This is a genomic window from Leptospira venezuelensis, from assembly GCF_002150035.1.
Lineage (GTDB): Bacteria > Spirochaetota > Leptospiria > Leptospirales > Leptospiraceae > Leptospira_B > Leptospira_B venezuelensis.
The window spans coordinates 530071-550022 of the sequence record NZ_NETS01000008.1 but is presented as its reverse complement, the minus strand read 5'-3'; the positions used below and the strand labels follow the sequence as shown (position 1 = coordinate 550022).

12 protein-coding genes are annotated in these 19952 nt (G+C 40.8%); 10 read left to right on the top strand and 2 right to left on the bottom strand.

Annotated features, from left to right (window positions below; translation table 11 throughout):
- Positions 1-95: 95 nt before the first annotated feature.
- Positions 96-2102, bottom strand: a complete 2007-nt coding sequence (ispG, locus tag B1C82_RS06640) for a (E)-4-hydroxy-3-methylbut-2-enyl-diphosphate synthase (RefSeq protein ID WP_086446804.1) — start codon at positions 2100-2102, stop codon at positions 96-98.
- Positions 2103-2293: 191 nt separating this feature from the next.
- Here ispG and B1C82_RS06635 point away from each other — a divergent pair, with 191 nt between their 5' ends.
- The 6 genes from B1C82_RS06635 to B1C82_RS06610 all read left to right on the top strand — a co-directional run bounded on the left by B1C82_RS06635 (position 2294) and on the right by B1C82_RS06610 (position 9376).
- Complete coding sequence (locus B1C82_RS06635; RefSeq protein ID WP_086446803.1) at positions 2294-2920, top strand: hypothetical protein; 627 nt, start codon at positions 2294-2296, stop codon at positions 2918-2920.
- Positions 2921-3161: 241 nt separating this feature from the next.
- Complete coding sequence (locus B1C82_RS06630; protein WP_086446918.1) at positions 3162-4070, top strand: hypothetical protein; 909 nt, start codon at positions 3162-3164, stop codon at positions 4068-4070.
- A 349-nt stretch (positions 4071-4419) separates the two neighbouring features.
- Positions 4420-5316: a hypothetical protein gene (locus B1C82_RS06625; protein WP_086446917.1), complete on the top strand. Its 897-nt coding sequence runs from the start codon at positions 4420-4422 to the stop codon at positions 5314-5316.
- Between the two features lie 49 nt (positions 5317-5365).
- Positions 5366-7447, top strand: a complete 2082-nt coding sequence (locus tag B1C82_RS06620; protein ID WP_086446802.1) for an NHL repeat-containing protein — start codon at positions 5366-5368, stop codon at positions 7445-7447.
- A gap of 273 nt (positions 7448-7720) precedes the next feature.
- The gene (locus tag B1C82_RS06615) at positions 7721-8038 is read left to right on the top strand and encodes a hypothetical protein (protein WP_008592154.1); all 318 of its coding nucleotides are present in this window, start codon (positions 7721-7723) and stop codon (positions 8036-8038) included.
- Between the two features lie 69 nt (positions 8039-8107).
- Positions 8108-9376: a hypothetical protein gene (locus tag B1C82_RS06610; protein WP_086446801.1), complete on the top strand. Its 1269-nt coding sequence runs from the start codon at positions 8108-8110 to the stop codon at positions 9374-9376.
- Positions 9377-9417: 41 nt separating this feature from the next.
- Here the strand turns inward: B1C82_RS06610 and mdtD are convergent, their stop codons facing one another.
- Complete coding sequence (gene mdtD, locus B1C82_RS06605) at positions 9418-10827, bottom strand: multidrug transporter subunit MdtD (RefSeq protein WP_086446800.1); 1410 nt, start codon at positions 10825-10827, stop codon at positions 9418-9420.
- Positions 10828-11123: 296 nt separating this feature from the next.
- Between mdtD and gltB the strand changes: the two genes are divergently transcribed.
- The 4 genes from gltB to mdoH all read left to right on the top strand — a co-directional run bounded on the left by gltB (position 11124) and on the right by mdoH (position 19928).
- Positions 11124-15611: a glutamate synthase large subunit gene (gene gltB, locus B1C82_RS06600; protein ID WP_086446799.1), complete on the top strand. Its 4488-nt coding sequence runs from the start codon at positions 11124-11126 to the stop codon at positions 15609-15611.
- Between the two features lie 144 nt (positions 15612-15755).
- Positions 15756-17360: an OpgD/OpgG family glucan biosynthesis protein gene (locus B1C82_RS06595; RefSeq protein ID WP_086446798.1), complete on the top strand. Its 1605-nt coding sequence runs from the start codon at positions 15756-15758 to the stop codon at positions 17358-17360.
- Positions 17347-17757 (top strand): hypothetical protein, encoded by a 411-nt coding sequence (locus tag B1C82_RS06590; protein WP_086446797.1) that lies wholly within the window; start codon positions 17347-17349, stop codon positions 17755-17757. The genes B1C82_RS06595 and B1C82_RS06590 overlap by 14 nt, the downstream gene beginning before the upstream one ends.
- Positions 17754-19928 (top strand): glucans biosynthesis glucosyltransferase MdoH, encoded by a 2175-nt coding sequence (gene mdoH / locus B1C82_RS06585; protein ID WP_086446796.1) that lies wholly within the window; start codon positions 17754-17756, stop codon positions 19926-19928. Before B1C82_RS06590 ends, mdoH begins: the two co-directional genes overlap by 4 nt.
- Positions 19929-19952 lie beyond the last annotated feature (24 nt).

Sequence of the window (19952 nt, the reverse complement as noted above, 5' to 3'; positions counted from 1 at the left end):
TGAGAGATTTTCCCTATGAATTTGGAATTTTTACGTTAGGCGTAATTTATTGTTAGATAATAGGGTTTACGTAACCGTGAAATTTTATGAAAAGATCAGTGGCTCGAGTCAGAGGTAACTGACTCTCTTTCCATCCACATTCCTGAGTCTTTGATTAGCTGAACGAGTCTTTCGTCTGCTTCTTCGGAAGGAACGCTTTTGAGTACTATTTCTTTTCCTCTATATAAATGCACTTTGCCTGGGCCCGCACCAACGTACCCAAAATCAGCATCCGCCATTTCTCCAGGTCCGTTTACGATACAGCCCATGACCGCGATCTTGACCCCTTTTAGATGGCCTGTTTTTTCTTTGATCCGCGCAGTTGTGGTTTGTAGGTCGAATAATGTTCTCCCACAAGAAGGACAGGAGATATATTCTGTTTTTGTAAGTCTTAATCTGGTTGCTTGTAGTATATCAAATCCAAGTTGTAATACTGCTTCTGGTTCGCTGTCGATTACCTTAATGCGGAGCATGTCTCCGATCCCGTCTGTCAACATTCCGCCTAAGCCGATAGAGGATTCGTATAATGCAGTTTCCATGTCCGAATATTCTGCGCTTAAGAAAATTGGATAATCAAAATCACTGAGAATACGGGCGAGTTTTCTGTAATCGTGAAGGATATGGAAAGTCTGAACGGAGAATGTTACCGATTCTATTCCTGCGTTCTTGAATTCTTCGGGTAATCCTTTTAAACTTTCTATTTGATAGGCTTGTACATTAAGTTCTGTAATTCCTTTTCCTTCTCTTTTATGCAAAAATTCTAATAAAGAATCTCTGTTTTGGAAATGATGGAACGGATCTATCGTTACCTTATGAAAAGGGATCAGATCTTCTAATACGTCTTCGAGAAGTAATTCATTTTGTTCTACGATAACTCCCATCGGAACTGAAGAAGATTTACTTGCGGAAATACATTCTTCTCTTAGGAATTCGTTAGTAGGAAGTGGCACTGAAACCATTTCCAAATCCAGGGATCTGGATCTTGCATAATTTTTCAGCGAGGCAAGTTCCTGTGAAAATCTACTTTCTGATTCGAAAGGTAATACTGATTCGATACGAACAGGATGGTTTTCTCCTAAAGCAAGACTGCCTACTTGGATAGGTCTGCTATAAAATCTTTGATAAGAATAAGGGTTTCTAAATTCTGAATATCCTTGGCTTTGGGTTTCCGGAAACCTGAGTTTATTATATTTGTCTGCAAGTAATCTTGCGACTGGAATTTCGTGTATTGGATCTTCTGTTAAGGAAACTCGGATCGTGTCTCCGAGTCCATCTTCTAATAAGGAGCCGATTCCGATTGCGGATTTGATCCTTCCATCTTTTCCATCTCCTGCTTCAGTCACTCCAAGATGTAATGGATAATCCATCTGTAATTCCATGAAGCGGCTGCATAATAGTCTATAAACCTGGACCATCACTTGCGGATTCGAGGCTTTCATACTTACTATAATATCTTTATAAGAAAGACTTTCTGCAATCCGAATAAATTCTATCGCCGACTCCACCATTCCTTGCGGTGTGTCACCATATTTATTCATGATACGATCTGATAAGGAACCATGGTTGGTTCCGATTCTCATGGAGACTCCCAACTCTTTACAACGAAGTACGAGTGGACTAAATACTTCTGAGATCCTTTCTAGTTCTTCTTTATATTCAATCTCAGTATAATCTCTGATTGCGAATTTTTTCTTATCAGCGAAGTTTCCCGGATTGATGCGGACCTTCTCCACCCACTCTACAGATTTCATTGCGACACTTGGAGTAAAATGAATGTCAGCAACGAGAGGCACCTTACTTCCGAGTCGTTTAAGTTCCTTGCGAATATTCGGCAAGTTATCCGCATCCGGCTGAGAAGGCACGGTCAATCGGACAATCTCACAACCAGAGGCTTCCAGTTCTAGGATTTGTCGGACTGAGTTTTCGGTATCTCTTGTATCCGCGGTGATCATAGACTGGATGCGGATTGGATTATTTCCACCGATCCCAACATCTCCAACTTTTACCTCTCTGGTTCTGCGGCGTTGGTAAGAAAATGGAGAATGATTGTAGCGGAAGTTCATGAGTGCTCTCTAATTCCATTAAGAAGGGCCCGAATCACTTGTCATTTAGGATTTTTCCAGAATAAGCCCGAATCTGAAAGGTTTTTGGCGTTTTGTAGTACATCCTACCTCGAGATATATCAGCCAAAAGGGCGGTCAAATTGAATAAATTGACTGGAAAACTGGGATGGGAAGGATAGCCGGAACCTGATATGAATCTATTGAAACGTTTTTTTAAAAAGATAGAGTCCCCAGAAGAGGCGGAGTTTTTTTTGAATACGGCTTCTTATATTCTGATTTTGATCGGGTTATTACAGAGTATTCTTTTTGCATTCCTGTTGGGATCTTTTCGTAACTTCTATATGGATGTTCTTCTTCTTTTTATATTCGGAATAGTGATCCGATTTTCCAGAAGTAGGATCTCCGTTATTCTCCTTTGTATTTATTCTTTGATCATTTTTGTTGGCACGACATTGACTTGGTCCGGGATCGCTGCGGGTGGTGGAAATAATATCTTTCTAGCTATACTTTTACTTCTTATTTCGATTCGGGCCATGCAGGTGAGTTTTATATTCCATAAGATAAGAGATACAAAACTTGTATGGAAAAATATTTGGACCAGGCATCTTATCGCGATCGGTTTGGCATTTGTATTTTCTGCTTTTGTCTTCATCTCTTTTATACTGATCTCTAAATTTTTAGGGATCACTAAAATGGATCCTCTTCATGGGGAGATCATTTTCGAATCGCTTCCGATCTCTTACATTCTTCTTTTACTTCCCCAGCTTCCTTGGGCTAAAGAAAGAAGGATGTACGTTCCTATGGAAACTAAATTATAAATTCTTAAAACTTAGGACCCCTATAAATAGGGTTTTGGTCGAGAAAAATTCGTTTTGTAAACAAACAGAAGACCTAAACTTTGCGTAAGTTTAGAAACCAAACGGTTTGTCAAACTAATCGATATACGTTTGTTCCCTTATTTGTATCGTTTGCTCCCTCTGTTCCGGCTTTTTTTAAAAAAGCTCGGAAAAATCTAGCTAAACAAGGTTGTTTATGCAAAACCGATGGATGGAGAATATTATGAATTTGTTAAATATAGAAAAATGTGTTACAAAGATATTGCCGATGTTTGGGATATTATTCGTTTTAAACTGTTCGGAAGATCCCAAAAATGACACGAAACTTTCCGCCGCAGTAATGGCTGTATTGGATAGAACTGCAGCCCCTGTTCCGGTCCCGCCGGGAGAGCCTGCTCCGCCTGGCCAGTCTGAGAATAGTCCTGAGTTGCAGGACTTTACAATAACTAGTTTTGATATCTCTAATCCGAGCGAGAATTATTATAAAGGTTTGTTTACTTTCAAACCAATCAATTTTGTTTCACCGGTTCACGACAATACGACCGTTTCCGGATTTATCGGAGGGCAGGACATGGAACTTTTACCGGATAATACAGTCGTGAATTCTCTCTCTCATTGGACTTCTACTGCAGGAACCATTGCGGAATTTCCGGGGAATCCCCCCATTTTGATAGCACCTTCTGATCGGAGATATAAGATCTTAGTCGTTGCAAGAAACGAATTCGGCATTTCTTCCCAGATGAAACAAGGAGGCCTCGCACATTTTTGCGCAGGAGCAACGTCTCTCCCTGCAACTGTTGGAGATTGTGGAACATTATGTGCAAAAGCAAGCTTAAGCAGTGATAAGGTGTTGTTTAAGTCCCAGTACACTATCTCCCAGGATATTTTTTCCGATCTTTATACGGATATTCAAGTAACCAGACCGATCTCCTTTTCTTTCCCAGCAACTTCCTTAGCAGTTTTGGAAATGAATGACACGAATATCCCAGTCGGTATTTACGAAGCAAATAGTAGTTTGAATATTATAAATTTTGAGTATATGTGTGTGGAAATTAGTTCAATGTCTTTCGTTATCGATTCGGCAAATGTACTGAAAACAAGCTTCGTCAATGGAAAAGTGTCTATTCCTTGAAAGCTAACATTGATCGTAAATTTTGAACGCGTTTTGGAAAAAGACCGTTGTAGCGGGCGCTAAAGAAAATGTGAGCTTTTCCTCACTTTTTTTCTGAAAGAATTAAAAAATCTAAAAATACGCTCATCACGAATTGTTATGATGTTAACTGGTCGGGGAATCCATACATACACCTAACGTTTCGATTTATCCCAAGTTTTGAGATCAAAGTATCTGATCAATTCGTATAACATGCGTTTGTTCCCCAATTTGTGTCGTTCATTCCGAACGATTCTGAGTATTTTTTAAATAACTCGGAAAAAAATGCCAGGGACGAGCTGATTGAGAAAAACATTAGATGGGAATCTTAATGGAATTATTAAATAGAAAGAAACATTTTATAAAGATCTTACCGGTGCTTGGGATCTTATGTGTTTTATATTGTTCCGAGGATGCAAAGAGTATAGCTGAAATGACCGCAGCTGCTAAGGCGGTCTTAGATGGAGTCTCGGTTCCAGTTCCGGTTCCACCTGGAGAACCTGCACCTCCCGGTCAGCCTGAAAACGCTCCTGATCTTCAGGATTCTGTAATTACTAATTTTGATATTTCGACTCCGAGTGAGAATAGTTATGTGGGTTTATTCTCCATACAATCTATCAATTTTAATTTGCCTGTTCATGATAATACGACCGTCTCCGCATTTATCGGAGGCCAAAGTATGAAGTTGATGCCTGATAATACTGTAGTAAACTCTTTCTCTCATTGGACGGTTACTGCAGGCCAATTGGCTCAACCTGGAGCAAGTCCTCCTGCAATGATTGGACCGACGGACAGAAAATTAAAAGTATTGATTGTTGCCAGAAATGAATTCGGGATCTCTTCTAAAGTAAAACAAGTCGGACAAACTCACTTTTGTACTGGAGCCGCAGCTCTTCCTGCTACTGTGGGAGATTGTGGGACCGCTTGTGCAACTGCTACATTGAATGGCGATAATATAGAATTCAAGGCAAAGAAAACGATATCTCTGGATACACTTGATTATCTTTACGTAGATATTTCTGTCGCACAGCCGATCTCTTTTTCCATACCTGCAATTCCTTTCAGCTTCTTTGAGATATTCGATACTATTCCGATCGGAACATATGAAGCGAGTTCCAGTTTGGACCGTACTACATTCGGATATATGTGTGTGGAATTATCCTCTTATTCATATGTGGACGGACCGTTTGATGATATGTTTATTAGCGGGAAAGTGATCGTTCCTTAATCTTGGAACAAATTCGAAAATGATAAAATTTTAATGTTTGTCTGGATTTATGAAAAAGTTTTTTTTACTAAGTTTAATCTTTAATTTTTCTTTTTTAGCAGGATGCTCCTCCGAGGGAGGAGGTTTGGATCCTGTATCTGCACTTCTTGCAACGATTTCTCCTAGTTCTTCTGATCCGGGACAAAATCCTCTGCCGGGGGAAGCTGGAACTCCCACATGGGTAAGTGCTTCTGATGCAGTATTTAGTGATAAGGTTGAGATCCGTTGGGATCCGGTTCCTGCTCAAGAATACCGAGTATTTAAAAAATCAGTATTCGAAACCTCTTTTCAACAGATTGGTTCTGTGACTGATCCTATTTTTACAGATACAGTTTCTAATTCCCAAACTTTATTTCATTATGCGATCCAAGTTGTGGATCTGGAAGGTAAAGTTTCTCCGATCAGCAGTTTTGATACAGGAACAATCGGATTCAATTCTTCTTGTGCTGCAAAATTGAATTCTCTTGGAGGAGGGACTTCTCTTTATTCCAGATTTAAAAATGGTTTTCCTGGAGTTGCAAGTTCTGTTTCCTCCTTTGGAAATTCTATACTTATTGCAAGTGGTGGAAATGTTTATATCCTAAATGTGAATGGAGATATGATCGGTGTTTGGACGGGAATTTCTCCTGAAGCAATGGTTGTGGATTCTAACGATCGCATTTTCGCTTTGGCTGGAATGAAAATATTCGAACTTAATTCGGATTGTTCCCAAACAAGTTTAATCGATTTGCCTGCTGATTCTGAACCTAAAGATTTGGCATTGGACACATCTGGAAATTTGTATGTTAGCGAAGCAAACTTCGATACAGGAACGGATCGTATTTTTAAATATTCTTCCGCAGGGAATTTGCTCAAGACCTGGGATCTTCCTGGTACATTCAGAAAACCTTATGCAATTTATATTCACCCTTCCGATAATAGTTTGCTAGTTGCAGATAATTCTAATTTTGATTTATTCCAATACGATATTACTGGAGACACTCCGGTTCAACTTGCTTCCAAACAAATCACTGTTGGCCAGATTATCGATATGACCATGAGCGGTGGGCAGATCATAGTTGCCATCCAGCAGAATTCTTTTCCGGATAATGGACCTTATTTAGTGAGATTTCATAGTGGAATGTCAGGCGGTTCTGTGACTATGAAGATCAATCCTGCAGGACCTTCTACCATCCAAAGTATTGCAACAGATAATCGTAATGGAAATATTTTAGCCGTGGATATCGGGAGATCTTCTATTCTTTCCTGTCCTGCACCTATCTTTTCGAATTGTGCTCCTAGTTTAGTTGGAATTTCTCCTTTAAGAATTGTTAGGGACGATAAGAAAAATTTCTATATTCTTCATGCTACAAAACAGATCACTAAGCTGAATCCGAATGGATCTCATATTTCCAGTTTTGCTTTACCTTCTTTTCAAGGTTCTCCCATTCAAGGAACTGATCTTGAAATTGATGGAGACTTCTTGTATATCTCGGGTAGCAATTCGTTAGATGCGAAGGTTTTGATAAAAGTTAAAACGGATTTTACAGGAGTGACTACTCGAACACTTCCTGCGAATTCATTTGTTCCATTTACAAGTCTTGCTGTGACCGGCGGAAGGGTGTTCAGCGATTTTGTGGATTTAGGTGAAGAAGACTCATTTACATATTTAAACTTCTCTTCCGTTAATGGGGGAGGGGATGGAAATTATTTAAGTACACCGTATAGAGAATCTTTCATCCTGAGCACTGTGGATTTAGAAACGGATTATTCAGGCAATTTCTATCATATGCTGATCGGAATGGGAGATACTGATATCCATACTTCTATTTCTAAATTTAATTCAAATACCTTAGAATGGAATAATTTGGTTCAGTCTGCTGCAACTCCTTTCAAACAGATCACAACCGATAAGTCTGGGAATTTATATACATTAGAAGGAACTTCGAATAACGGATATAAGTTGTTTAAGAGAGACGGGAACTTTGTCGAATTGAATCAGACTTCTATACCAACAAACCAAATCTCCACTGGAGCATTATATGTTTCCGATACAGGAGATTCTTCTTTCCTCGTAACCCCTTGGACTCTACATAAAATTATGTTACCTTAATTTAAGAGGAGCAGAGTGTCAAAGAGGCACATGGTTTTTGGCACGCAGAGTCGCTAAGACGCGGAGGATATAGGGTGTACTAAACCCAAAAATTCTCTGCGACTCCGTGTCTCTGCGTGAGAATTGTTCCCTGTGTGAACCCGCTTGTCGGCCTAATTTAAATTTTCCAAAAGTAAAAAAATTCTAAGCCCCGAATTTGAGATCTGGGGGTGGGAAATCCGATACTTTGGTTATAGAAAGTCTGTAAAGATTTTCGGAACAAAGGGCCTCGGCATGGAATTTCTGGAACCAAAAGACCTTACGGAAAATAAATCCTACCGGATCCGCTTAACTGTAGCCATCTACAGAAATAATATTTTATCTTATAAGAATGATATAGTAGTTCCTTCGGTTTATATGAGAAGGAACGAAGCTAGGGCTCATATCCGTAAAGAAGTGACAGAACGTCTGGCCCATTCTTCTTTTTTCCGTTCTCCTCGTCCGGATTACGATTTGGTTCGTTATTCCGAAGAAGCAACTTGTAACACATTCTTGAGATATAGGATTATTAGCGGAAGTCCTACAGAAGAAACCTTACCTAAGACTGTTTAAGAAAGATTCGTAACTTAATTGTCTTGAATTCCGGTCTAGGGTTGTAAAAACTTGACTGCGAATCCAGTTATGGCAGACAAAAAGGTCATAGAAAAAAATTCTCATGGAGAATACGTTCTAACAGCGTATGGGGAATTTTTAAGTTATTTTCATACGCATATCCAACTTTTCGGGACGTTGATCTCGGCTAAAAAAATTTCCCCAAAAGAACAAGAATCTCTTAAGATAAAAATTCGTTCTTATATTTCCAGTAACGTCCAAAAGACGGATCATTTTTTTGATCAACTTCCTCAGTTCGCTCAATTCCTAGGAATGGGCTCCCAAGAACTTTCTTCTTATATGAATAGAAACTTCTTGGGAGCATTAAATAAGGTAAAAACCAAACTTATAGAGCAAGAGTCTGTTGCAGAACAAACTCCTCGTAAGAAAAAATATTCTAAGATATCGGAAGAAATATTAGAAGGACTTGGATTTACATTTCCGGCAGGGCATAGATTCGAATCGGAAGAAGGAATGATCTACCTGGTAGAGATTGCCACCGGTAAAAAACGAGAAGCAGCAGCCTTGGGAGAAGTCGCAAGAGAAACTGCAGCAGCAGGCGCAGCCGCAAGGCCAATCCCAGTTCCGGTTCGTAAGGGTCCTGAAACCCCGATCCTAGAAGAAATATTAAAAAAATATGGTGAACTATTCTCCGGCAAACCTTTAATCATGAAGGTTGAAGAGCTGGAAGAAGATGATTCTCCTGCACCGATGGGAGAAGATATTCTTTCAGATGTAGAAGATCTTCATTTCGATGGAGACTTTGGTGGAGATTCTCCTAGCTTCTCTGAACCACCTGTAAGCATTCCATTTTCTAAATATATGGATCAGGTAGGGAAGGTCAGAGTTTTCCAAAAAGCAGGGCAATTGGAAGAATATAAACGTTGGGTTGCTTCCTTACCTGTGGAAGAAAACGCACTTGTTCAATTACAAACTTCTCTCTTAAAAGAATCCAGGGGGGAAGTAGTAGAATGGGATGGAACCCTAGGCCAACTGGGTTCTCGCACTGGGCTTTCTGAATCTAGACTTAGAAAAGTATTGGAGCTAGGACGTGATTTTTTCCGTATCCGAAACCAATTAGAAGCTTCTTGGAATAAAGCAAGAACTGCAAGTCCAGCAGTAGCGGAACTTGTAAAAAAAGCATGGCCTCATATTCTAAGAGTCATGGATGAATATCCTGATTTCACTCAGATTAAAGGAAAGATGGACCAACTTCTTTCTCGTATTCCTGATGCAAGCCAGAGAAAAATACTGACCGATCTATTCTTAAATCCAGTTCTTTCTATTCGTAGAAATTAATTTCGCACGGACCGCCGGGTTTACAGAAAAATTTCACTTCTTCAATCCAGAACCGAGTCTTTTAATACCGCACTTCTTCCATCTTCTTTTTTGATCTGCCAAAATATAAAACTAGAAGAAAGAGTTATTATTCCCATACAAGCGAATGTGCTTCTGAATGCTAAGAACATATTATCCGGATCCTGGCCGAATAGATCTCTGAAAGCCTCTAATGCTCCTGCAGCACAAGCGACTCCCATTCCCATTGCCAACATTTGCACCATGGAGAGCATTGTATTTCCGCTGCTAGTAAATTCTCCAGTTAGATCTTTTAAAGTCAAAGTGTTCATCGCGGTGAACTGGAAGGAGTTAAATGCTCCGAAGCAGAATAATTGAAAAGAAAATATCCACCAATTCTCGGACGAGTTTAGCCAAAAAAAGCTGCTCATGCTTAGACCTATTAGCAAGGTATTAGTAACTAATACTCTTTTATAACCTAATTTATAAATTAATAATGGAGCAAATCTTTTAATCCCTATTCCTGCGATTGCCATAGGCAAAAGCATTAAACCTGCTTTAAAAGGAGGATAGCCCATATTCACCTGTAAGAATAATGGAACCAAAAACGGCATACTGGAACTTCCAAGTCTTGAAAACAGATTTCCTAAAAGACCGATGCTTAGCGTGGGTATTGAAAATATTCGAGGAGAAAAAAGAGGCGCAGAAGTTCTGGCTGCGTGGATCCAATAAGCCGCTATACTTGCGAGTCCGAATATTGTAAGAAGAATTACTCCTGCCTTCTGCAAACCCAAGCTTGATCCTGCATCCAATGCTAAAGAAAAAGTAACCATACCGAAAGCCAAAAGTATATACCCTTTCAGATCGAATACGGATGGATTCGGAAGTGGATTTCCTTTCATGTAAATGGAAGATGCGATGATCCCAACGACACCTACTGGAAGATTGATTAAAAAGATCCAATGCCAGGATGCAGTTTCTACTAACCATCCACCTAAAACCGGACCCACTAACGGACCGATTAAACCTGGGATGGCAACAAAACTGATTGCTTGTAAAAATTCTGCCTGAGGGATGGATCGAAGAAGTGCAAGACGTCCGACTGGAAGTAAAAGTGCTCCTCCTACTCCCTGTAAAATCCTAGAAAGAACTAGCTCGGTTAAATTCTGAGAAAGAGCGCAGAACAGAGAGCCTAAGGCGAATAAGGACAAGGCTCCAATAAAAACCTGGCGTATTCCAAATTTGTCGGAGATCCAACCGGAAGCAGGAATGATCATCGCCATAGTAAGAAGATAGGCGACTACTACAGACTGCATTCGGAGCGGACTCGCGTCTAAATTTTTTGCAATCGCAGGCAGTGCTGTATTGACGATTGTTCCGTCAAGAGTCTGCATAAAAAAGCCGCAGGCCACAAGCCAAAGTAATGCTTTTGATCCTTTCGATTCTTCTGTCATAGGAACTTAGACGGAGACCATCTGCCTTGCGCACCATGTAGGAACTCCAACACGCGAATTATTGGAAGAGTAGGAGCTCCTACATGGATATAAGCCGTATATATGCGATTCGGCTCTGGATTCCTTTAAAAAGATCGTTTTCAAACTAGGCACTCGTAAATTTACTGGTCTAAGAATCGGACATTTGCTACAAAATTCAGCCAAACATCGCGTGGGTGGGGGTTTCCTCTGTCCGTGGACTAAGGCAAAAGCAGAGTCCCGGATTTTATATCAACCCTAAAGAGGAACCTTAGCGGATGTTAAACCTTGACGAACAGTTGCGGATCCAAAAGTACTTGGAGGAAAACGGTCTATATGACAAGTCCTTCGAGCGCGATAACTGCGGAGTAGGCTTCGTCGCTTCTTATAAGGGCGAGTCCAATCACCGAGTTGTATCCATGGGTTTGAAGGCGGTCGCATGCCTTACTCACCGCGGAGCCGTAGATGCAGATATGCAAACCGGAGACGGCGCCGGGATCATGATCCGTATTCCTAAGAAACTGTTTGCGAAATACATCGAAGAGATGGGGCATAGACGCCCTGACGAAGATTCCATCGGTGTGGGGATGGTGTTCCTACCAAGAGAGGACATAGACAAACAAGATGTTTGCCGAAGCCTCATCGAATCAGCACTTATGCAATTTAACTTCAAGCTTTATGCTTGGAGATATGTTCCTGTAAATCCTGAGGTTTTAGGACCTAAGGCGAATGCTTCTCGTCCTCAGATCGAACAAGTATTGATCGGAAAACCGGATGGGATGTCTAACGAGGATTTCGAAACTAAATTATTCCTGATCCAAAAGAAAGTGATGAGAGATGCTCTTAAACTTTCTATGAGCGAGGACTTCTATATTTGTTCCTTCTCTTCCGAAAGAATTACTTTCAAAGGATTATTCAACGGGAACCAAGTCTCTCAATTTTATGAGGATCTAAAAAGTGAGGAGATGGTTTCTCCTTATTGTATCTTCCACCAAAGATATTCTACTAACACTTTCCCTAGCTGGGCATTGGCTCAACCTTTCCGTATTCTTGCTCACAATGGAGAGATCAATACGATCGTAGGAAACAGGATTTGGATGCTCGCAAGAGAAGAAGAACTTGCCTGTGAAAAATGGGGAGAATTCCAAAAAGAGATCCATCCAATCATCAGACCTCATTTATCCGACTCTGCAAGTTTGGACAACGCGATGGAAGCGATTGTACGTTCCGGCAAGGACGTTCTTCATGCAAAAGCGATGTTGATTCCAAATGCTTGGAGTAAGAACGTTCAGATGTCCGAGGCGCTGAAATCATTCTACGAGTATAATAACACTCTAACCGAGCCATGGGATGGACCGGCAGCTCTTGCTTTTGCAGAAGGCGACTGGGTCGGTGGAAGTTTAGACAGAAACGGACTTCGTCCTGCAAGATATGTTGTGACCGAAGATGGACTCGTTGTAATGGGTTCCGAAACCGGACTAGTTCATATCGACGAAGAGATCATCACTAAAAAAGGAAGATTAGGTCCTGGTGATATGCTCGCGATCAACTTGAAAGAAGGTAAGATCTACTTCAATGAGGACGTCAATGCTCTCTTCGAGAAAAAATACGATTATAGAGAATGGTCCAAAGAGAATGTAGAATATCTGGACCAAACCATTGACGAATCCATCGCTAAAACTGTAACTTATAGCGGAGACGATCTAAGAAGAAGACAGATCCTTTTCGCATATTCTCCATACAAACAAAAAGCGGTGATCAAACCTCAGGCGATCGCAGGTAAAGAAGCAATCGGTTCCATGGGGGATGATACTCCTTTGTCTATCTTAATGCTTTCTCGAATCGGATTGTATACCTACTTCCGTCAGAGATTTGCGCAGGTAACAAATCCTCCGATCGATTATCTGAGAGAGAAGGGAGTAACTTCTCTTTACACTCGTCTTGTAAAAAAGACAAATCTATTCGCGGACGAAAAACCTCAGAACTGTTTAGTACTTTCTCATCCGTATCTGACTAATCTTGGTCTTCAAAGGATCAGGGATAAGGACGGAAAACAATACAAGGTAGTTACCTTAGATTCAACTTTCGAAGCTCATCATGAAGAAGGTGCTGCTAGAAATTATCTGGAACTTGCATTGGATCGCTTGCTTGCGGACGCAGTAAAAGCTGCAGAATCCGGGGTGAATATCCTAATTCTTTCGGATAAAAAACTGAACAAGGACCGTGCTCCTATTCCTATGGAACTTGCAGTTGCGGCAGTTCATAACCACTTGATCCGTAATAAAAAACGTGCGGCTACAAGCATTCTCGTGGAAACAGGATCTGCATTCGAAATTCATAATGTGGCTGTTCTACTTGGATATGGAGCTTCCGGTGTAAACAGTTATCTGATCTGGGATACTCTTCACGACCTATGGACCAAGGGAGACTTTGATGCAGAAGACGGCACTCGTCCTTCTTTTGCTTCTCTTTGCACTAACTATCGTGCAGGTGTGGACGACGGGCTTCTGAAAATCATGTCCAAGATGGGAATTTCCATCATGTCTTCCTATGTAGGTGGACAGGTATTCGAAGCAATCGGACTTTCTAGAACTCTGATCTCTAAATATTTCCCAGGAACTTATTCCAGAATTTCTGGAATTGGTATCGGCGGTATCGAGCAGAATATTTTAAGAAATCACGACTCTGCATTTAACAAAGAAATTAATCCAGAAGACTTCATCTCTGAGAAGGATGACCAACCTCATAGATGGTCTCCTAAAGTTGTAAAATTCATCCGTAAAGCTGCGGTGGATAATGACTACGAAGCATTCTTAGAAGCTTCTAAATTAATGGAAGAAAGTGATCCGATCAATATCCGAGATCTATTCGATTTCGTAGATCGTGCACCTGTTCCAATTGAAGAAGTAGAAACAGTTTCTGAGATCCAAAAACGTTTTTTAACTCCGGGTATGAGTCACGGTGCACTTTCTATCGAAGCTCACACTGACCTTGCAATTGCAATGAACCGTTTGGGAGCCAAGTCTTCTTCTGGAGAAGGTGGAGAAAGTCCATCTCGTTACGTTGTAGATGAGAAAGGGGACCTCGCGAACTCTTCTATCAAACAAGTAGCTTCAGGAAGATTTGGAGTAACTTCTGAATATCTGAACTCTGCAAAAGAGTTGGAGATTAAGATCGCTCAGGGAGCAAAACCGGGAGAAGGTGGACAGCTTCCTGGTAAGAAGAATAACGAGGAGATCGCGACTAACCGTCACACTCCTCAGGGAATCGACCTGATCTCTCCTCCACCTCACCACGATATTTATTCTATCGAGGACTTGTCTCAGTTGATCTATGACTTGAAACAAGCAAACCATACTGCTCAAGTATCAGTTAAACTGGTATCTGAGGCAGGAGTTGGAACGATTGCTGCTGGCGTTGCAAAAGCAAACGCGGATGTGATCTTGATCTCAGGGCATGTGGGAGGAACCGGAGCGGCTTCTCTTACTTCTATCAAACATGCTGGATCTCCTTGGGAACTTGGTCTTTCTGAAACACATCAAGTTTTAGTAATGAACGGATTGAGAGATAGAGTTGTTCTCCGTACTGACGGTGGTATTGTTTCCGGAAGGGATGTGATCATCGCAGCATGTTTAGGTGCAGAAGAGTATGGAATTGGAACTGCTTCTCTCGTAGCATTGGGTTGTATCATGGCAAGAAAATGCCATCTGAACAACTGTCCTACAGGAATAGCTACCCAGGATCCTAAGTTCAGAGCGAAGTATAAAGGATCTCCTGATCAAGTCGCTACTCTGATGACACTTCTTGCAATGGAAGTTCGTGAGTATTTGGCGAAGCTTGGATTCCGTTCTATGGACGAGATCGTCGGAAGAACAGACCTTCTGAAACAAATTACTCGTTATGAGCAAGACCGTTTAGATTCTTTGGACTTAAATCCAATCTTAGTACGTCTTCCTCTTCTTTACGATCCTAAGAAGAAAAAAGACAGATTCGTAAGAAGAGAATCTGTTGGAGAAGTTTTAGACGATCGTATCTTGAAAGATGCGGAACCTGCGTTAGAAGGAAAAACTTCCATGTCTCTTTCTTATTCTGTGAAGAATACGAACAGAACTGTGGGAGCAAAAGTTTCCGGAATTATCGCACGTAAATACGGATCCAAAGGTCTTCCTGGAAAACTGGAAATCATTCTTGAAGGAACTGCGGGTCAGTCCTTAGGAGCATGGCTTGTGAAAGGAGTGCAGATCACTCTTCATGGGGATGCAAACGACTATGTAGGAAAAGGACTCTGCGGTGGAACCATCGTGATTCGCAAGCATAGACGTTCTAAACTGAAAGCATATGAGAACGTGATCATCGGTAATACCTGTCTTTACGGTGCTACTTCCGGGAAACTTTTCAGTTCCGGTAGAGCTGGAGAAAGATTCGGAGTTAGAAACTCCGGAGCGGATGCTGTAGTAGGCGGAGCAGGTGACCACTTCTTAGAATACATGACCAGTGGAACCATTGTTTGTTTGGGAACAGTTGGTAAGAATATGGGTGCTGGTATGACCGGAGGAAGCGCTTACTTCTTCCAAAAAGACTGGGAATTGGAGCCTTTAATCAATAAAGAATACGTTAAAATTGTAGATCTTGAAAACGAAGATTACGATATTATAAAGTCTTTGATTACTGAACACACTAAGTTAACTGGATCTGAACTTTCAGAAGAGATCCTGAAAACTTGGGATGCTTCTAAAAAATATTTCGTGAAAGTTACTCCTAAATAAAGTAATTCTCAGATATATTTCCGCATATCAGGGGCAAGGTTGTTGTGAGTTCGAAGTGAATTCGAACTTAAAAGACCTTGCCCTCTCTGTGTACGGATGATAGACTGGTTTAAGCATTCGTCTTGCTGAAAGGAAAGATACGAATTGTTACGATTGCATATAATTCTGGCGTTTGTTGCAACAGCCTTGCTCTTTGCCGTCGCAGATAGACAGCAGAGGCGGGATAGAGAAGAACCTGATTTTTCTTCTTCTCCCTTACTGAGCGTAATGGAGGGAGAAATTTCCGACCAGACTACTCATCCTACATTCAAGTTCTCATTCTCGGACCTCAAGGAACGAGCTAGGACATTATCTAAACAACGTTACATTCCACCTAAACATTCTACTACAGACTTTTTGAAAGGTCTTCCATGGAACCAATATAAGAACATTCTTTTTCGCCCGGAAAAATCAGTTTGGAAGAAGGAAGGAAATCCTTTTCAACTCCAGTTTTTACATCCTGGACATTTATATAATACGAATATAAGAGTTTTCGAAGTAAGAGGGGATTTCGCGAGAGAGATTGCTTATGATCCTTCTTCTTTTGATCTATCTAAACTGAAAGGTGTCGGAGAACTACCACCTAATTTGGGTTATTCGGGCTTTAAGATCCATTTCCCAATCAATACCCAAGAGCATACGGATGAGTTTGCTGTTTTTCAAGGTGCAAGTTATTATAGGATCATTTCTAAAAAACAATGGTATGGCCTTTCCGCGAGAGGGATTGCAGTTAATACCGGTATGCCTTATCCGGAAGACTTTCCTTCTTTCAGGGAATTTTATATAGTTAAACCTGATAAGACTGACTCTACGATCACTGTTTATGCACTTTTGGATGGAAGAACTGCTACTGGTGCATATGAATTCCAGATCACACCTGGGAAAGTTTCCGCAGTAAAAGTAAATGCAGAAGTGATACTTAGGACCAAGGTGGATAGGCTCGGCATTGCTCCTTTGACCAGTATGTATTGGTATAGTGAGACGAGAGGAATTCCTAAAGGCCAAGCTTATCCTGAATCCCATGACTCTGACGGATTACTGATCCATTCAGGAAAAGGAGAATGGATCTGGAGGCCTCTGGACAATCCAAAACGCAGCACTACTTATTCTTTCTCGGATGAAAATCCAAGAGGATTCGGTTTAATCCAAAGAGATAGAGAATTCCAAAATTATCAACATAGCGAGATGAAATACCAACTTAGGCCGAGTGCTTGGGTAGAACCTGAAATTCCTTTTGGAAAAGGTTCAGTTCATCTTTTAGAAAATCCGACTATCCAGGACTCTGATGATAATATGGGTGCATATTGGATGCCTGAGCCAATCCCTCCGCCTGGAACTCCATTCGATTTTTCTTATACTGTTCGTTGGCCGGATACTGATCCTCTTCCTGATTCTATGGCAAAGGTAGTTGCTACTCGGATCGGGGATGCACAAGGAGATCCTGATCTGAAAATGTTTTATGTGGATTTCAAAAGTTCTAATTTAAGTTCTTTGGATCCATTTGCATACATTCAAGCAAGGATTGATACAGGAGAAAATGCAGAATTATCAGAATATTCAGTTCAAAAGATAGAAGAAACAGGAGTATGGAGACTTACTTTCGGAGTATATCCTAAAAATAAATTTAGACCCTCGGATCTAAAGGCAGCATTGAGCAGAAACCAAGAAATAATTTCTGAAACCTGGAATTTTGTACTTGAGCCGAACTAAAAAAAAACAAGAGGACTTGAAAGAGCCGATTCTTTTCGAAAATCTCCAAATTTCCAAAGAATGGGAACGTCTGGAACTTTATTTAAGAGGAATGGGGATAGAGGATAATTTAGAGATCCATAATATTCTTTCCAAGGTCTTTGAAAAAGCCAAATCTTCCGACAAAAATATATTCGAAATATTCAAAGAAGAAACTTCCGTTAAGCTCCATCGCGATTGGGAAAGTAGCCTGCCTCCCTTGGAACCCGGCTCTATGGTGCCGAGGCCCATCGATTTTGGTCCGTTAGCGGATCTTGCTTCTCCTTCTGCGGAAAAACCTGAACCAGTTGCATTAGTGCTTACTGCATTATTCTGGGCAGCAGTTTATATTTCTCTGGCATTCTGGTACTTCTCATGAACACGGAAACATTTCCTACAAGTGTACCGGAACCCGAGGGTATTTTAAAGGAAGCATTCGACTCCAGAAAATTTACATATAGAAGATTAGGATTCGTTGGGGTTTTGGGACTTCTCTCATTGTTCGGAATTTATTTGGAATATCGTTTTCTTCTAATAAACGGAATTTCCCCATTAGAATGGGCGACACTTTTGCTCTTTTGCTTTTTATTTCCTTTATTAGCTTTCGGAGCTACCACTGCTATTTTCGGAACTGTTCAAAGAATTAGAGGAGGGGATCCTACACGTATTTCAGGTTTGATCGCGGGACAAACTGCAAACCCGAAGGAACTCCCACCAACTGCAGTAGTAATTCCAATCCATTGCGAAGATGTGGCAAGAGTTGCAGCAGGTTTAGAATCGATGATGAGATCCGCGGCCACTGTAGGCTTAGGGGAAAACCTAGACTTCTTCTTATTATCCGATACAACTGATCCGGATATCTGGCTGCAAGAGGAGAAAGCATTCTCTAAACTTTCCCGAAAGCCAGAAACAAAGGGGAGAGTATATTACAGAAAAAGAAGGATCAATCTAAACAAAAAATCAGGGAATATTGCAGATTTTTGCAGAAGATGGGGAAGACGATATAGATACATGATCGTTTTAGACGCAGACAGTTTAGTAACCGGGGAATGTATGCTAAACTTGATCCGACTCATGGAGGCTGTGCCTAACGCAGGTATCATACAGACAGTTCCGAAAATTATTCGAGGTAAAAGTTTATTCCAAAGATTAGCACAATTCGGGACTTGGCTCGGAAATCCAATTTTCGGTGCAGGCTCGTATTATTGGCAGGTCTTTTCAGGTCCATTCTGGGGTCATAACGCAATCGTAAGATTAAAACCTTTTATGGAACATTGCGGCCTTCCTGGTTTACCTGGAGAAGGAGCCATCGGTGGGAAGATCCTTTCTCATGACACAGTCGAAGCTGCATTAATTAGAAAAGCCGGATATACTGTTTGGTTTGCTTATGATCTAGAGGGTTCTTACGAGGAATGTCCTCCCAATCTTCTGGAAAGTTTAAAAAGGGATAATCGTTGGTGCCAGGGGAATTTGCAACATTTCTGGTTTTTATTCGTGGGTGGATTACGGATCTCCAGTCGGATCCATATTCTTTTGGGAATCCTCTCTTACGGAAGTTCTCTTCTTTGGGCATTATTACTTGTTGCGACTAGTTTTACAGTAATGGCGGATACCGATTATTACCGTCTGGCATCTATCCCGGAAGAATGGGCTCAGTTCCAGGAGAGTATGTATCTCCCTGTGTTTTATGGATTACAAATTTATACTATTCTAATATTATTTATGCCTCGTATACTTTCCTTTTTGGACGGTTTGTTTTTCCGTCGGAAAGAAAGTGGAATCGGATTTTTTTCCTTTATAATTTCCTTTTTTATAGAGTTTATCCAATCGGTCATCTTAGCCCCGGCGTATATGGTTCAATATACTAGATTCCTTTGGATGACTTTCTGGAATAGAAAGATAGAATGGGGACCTCAAAACAGGAATTCTTCTCAAGGGATTGATAGAATGGCCGCTGCAAGAGCCCTACTTCCTCAGGCATTTTATGGTACTGGGATCTCTATCTGGTTATTTGTATATTATCCCGTACTTTTTTATTGGCTTTTACCGATTACGGGTGGCTGGCTGCTTTCATATTTTTGGGGAGTATGGACTTCTTCTTCTAAACAGGGAGAAGTTTGGAGAAGAAGGGGATTTCTTTTAACTCCTGAAGAGACTAAGAAGAATATTCTTTTATCGGATACAGAAGATTTGGAAAAAGAATATTCTGAGTTTTTGGAAGGAATGGGGGCAGGAAGAGGGATTTTTCTTTCAGTTGTAGATCCTCTCTTATTTCGTTTTCATACATCTCGTTTGAGATCCAGAAAAAAAGAATCAGACGCTCGTAAAAGATATATGGACGTTTTAGTTTCTAATTGGAAAGAGTCCGGTCCTGAATCTTTAAATTCTAAAGAGATGAACCGGCTTCTTTGGGATAAGCGTATTCTAAGCGATCTTCACTTCTGGTTTTGGGAAACAGATCTTTCTAAAACTCACCCTTGGTGGAAGGAAAGATTCTTGGAATACCAGACCAGGCTCCGAAAAGAGCAAATCGTTTCTTGGTTTAGCTGATCCCGAGAACAATCCTTTTTACTT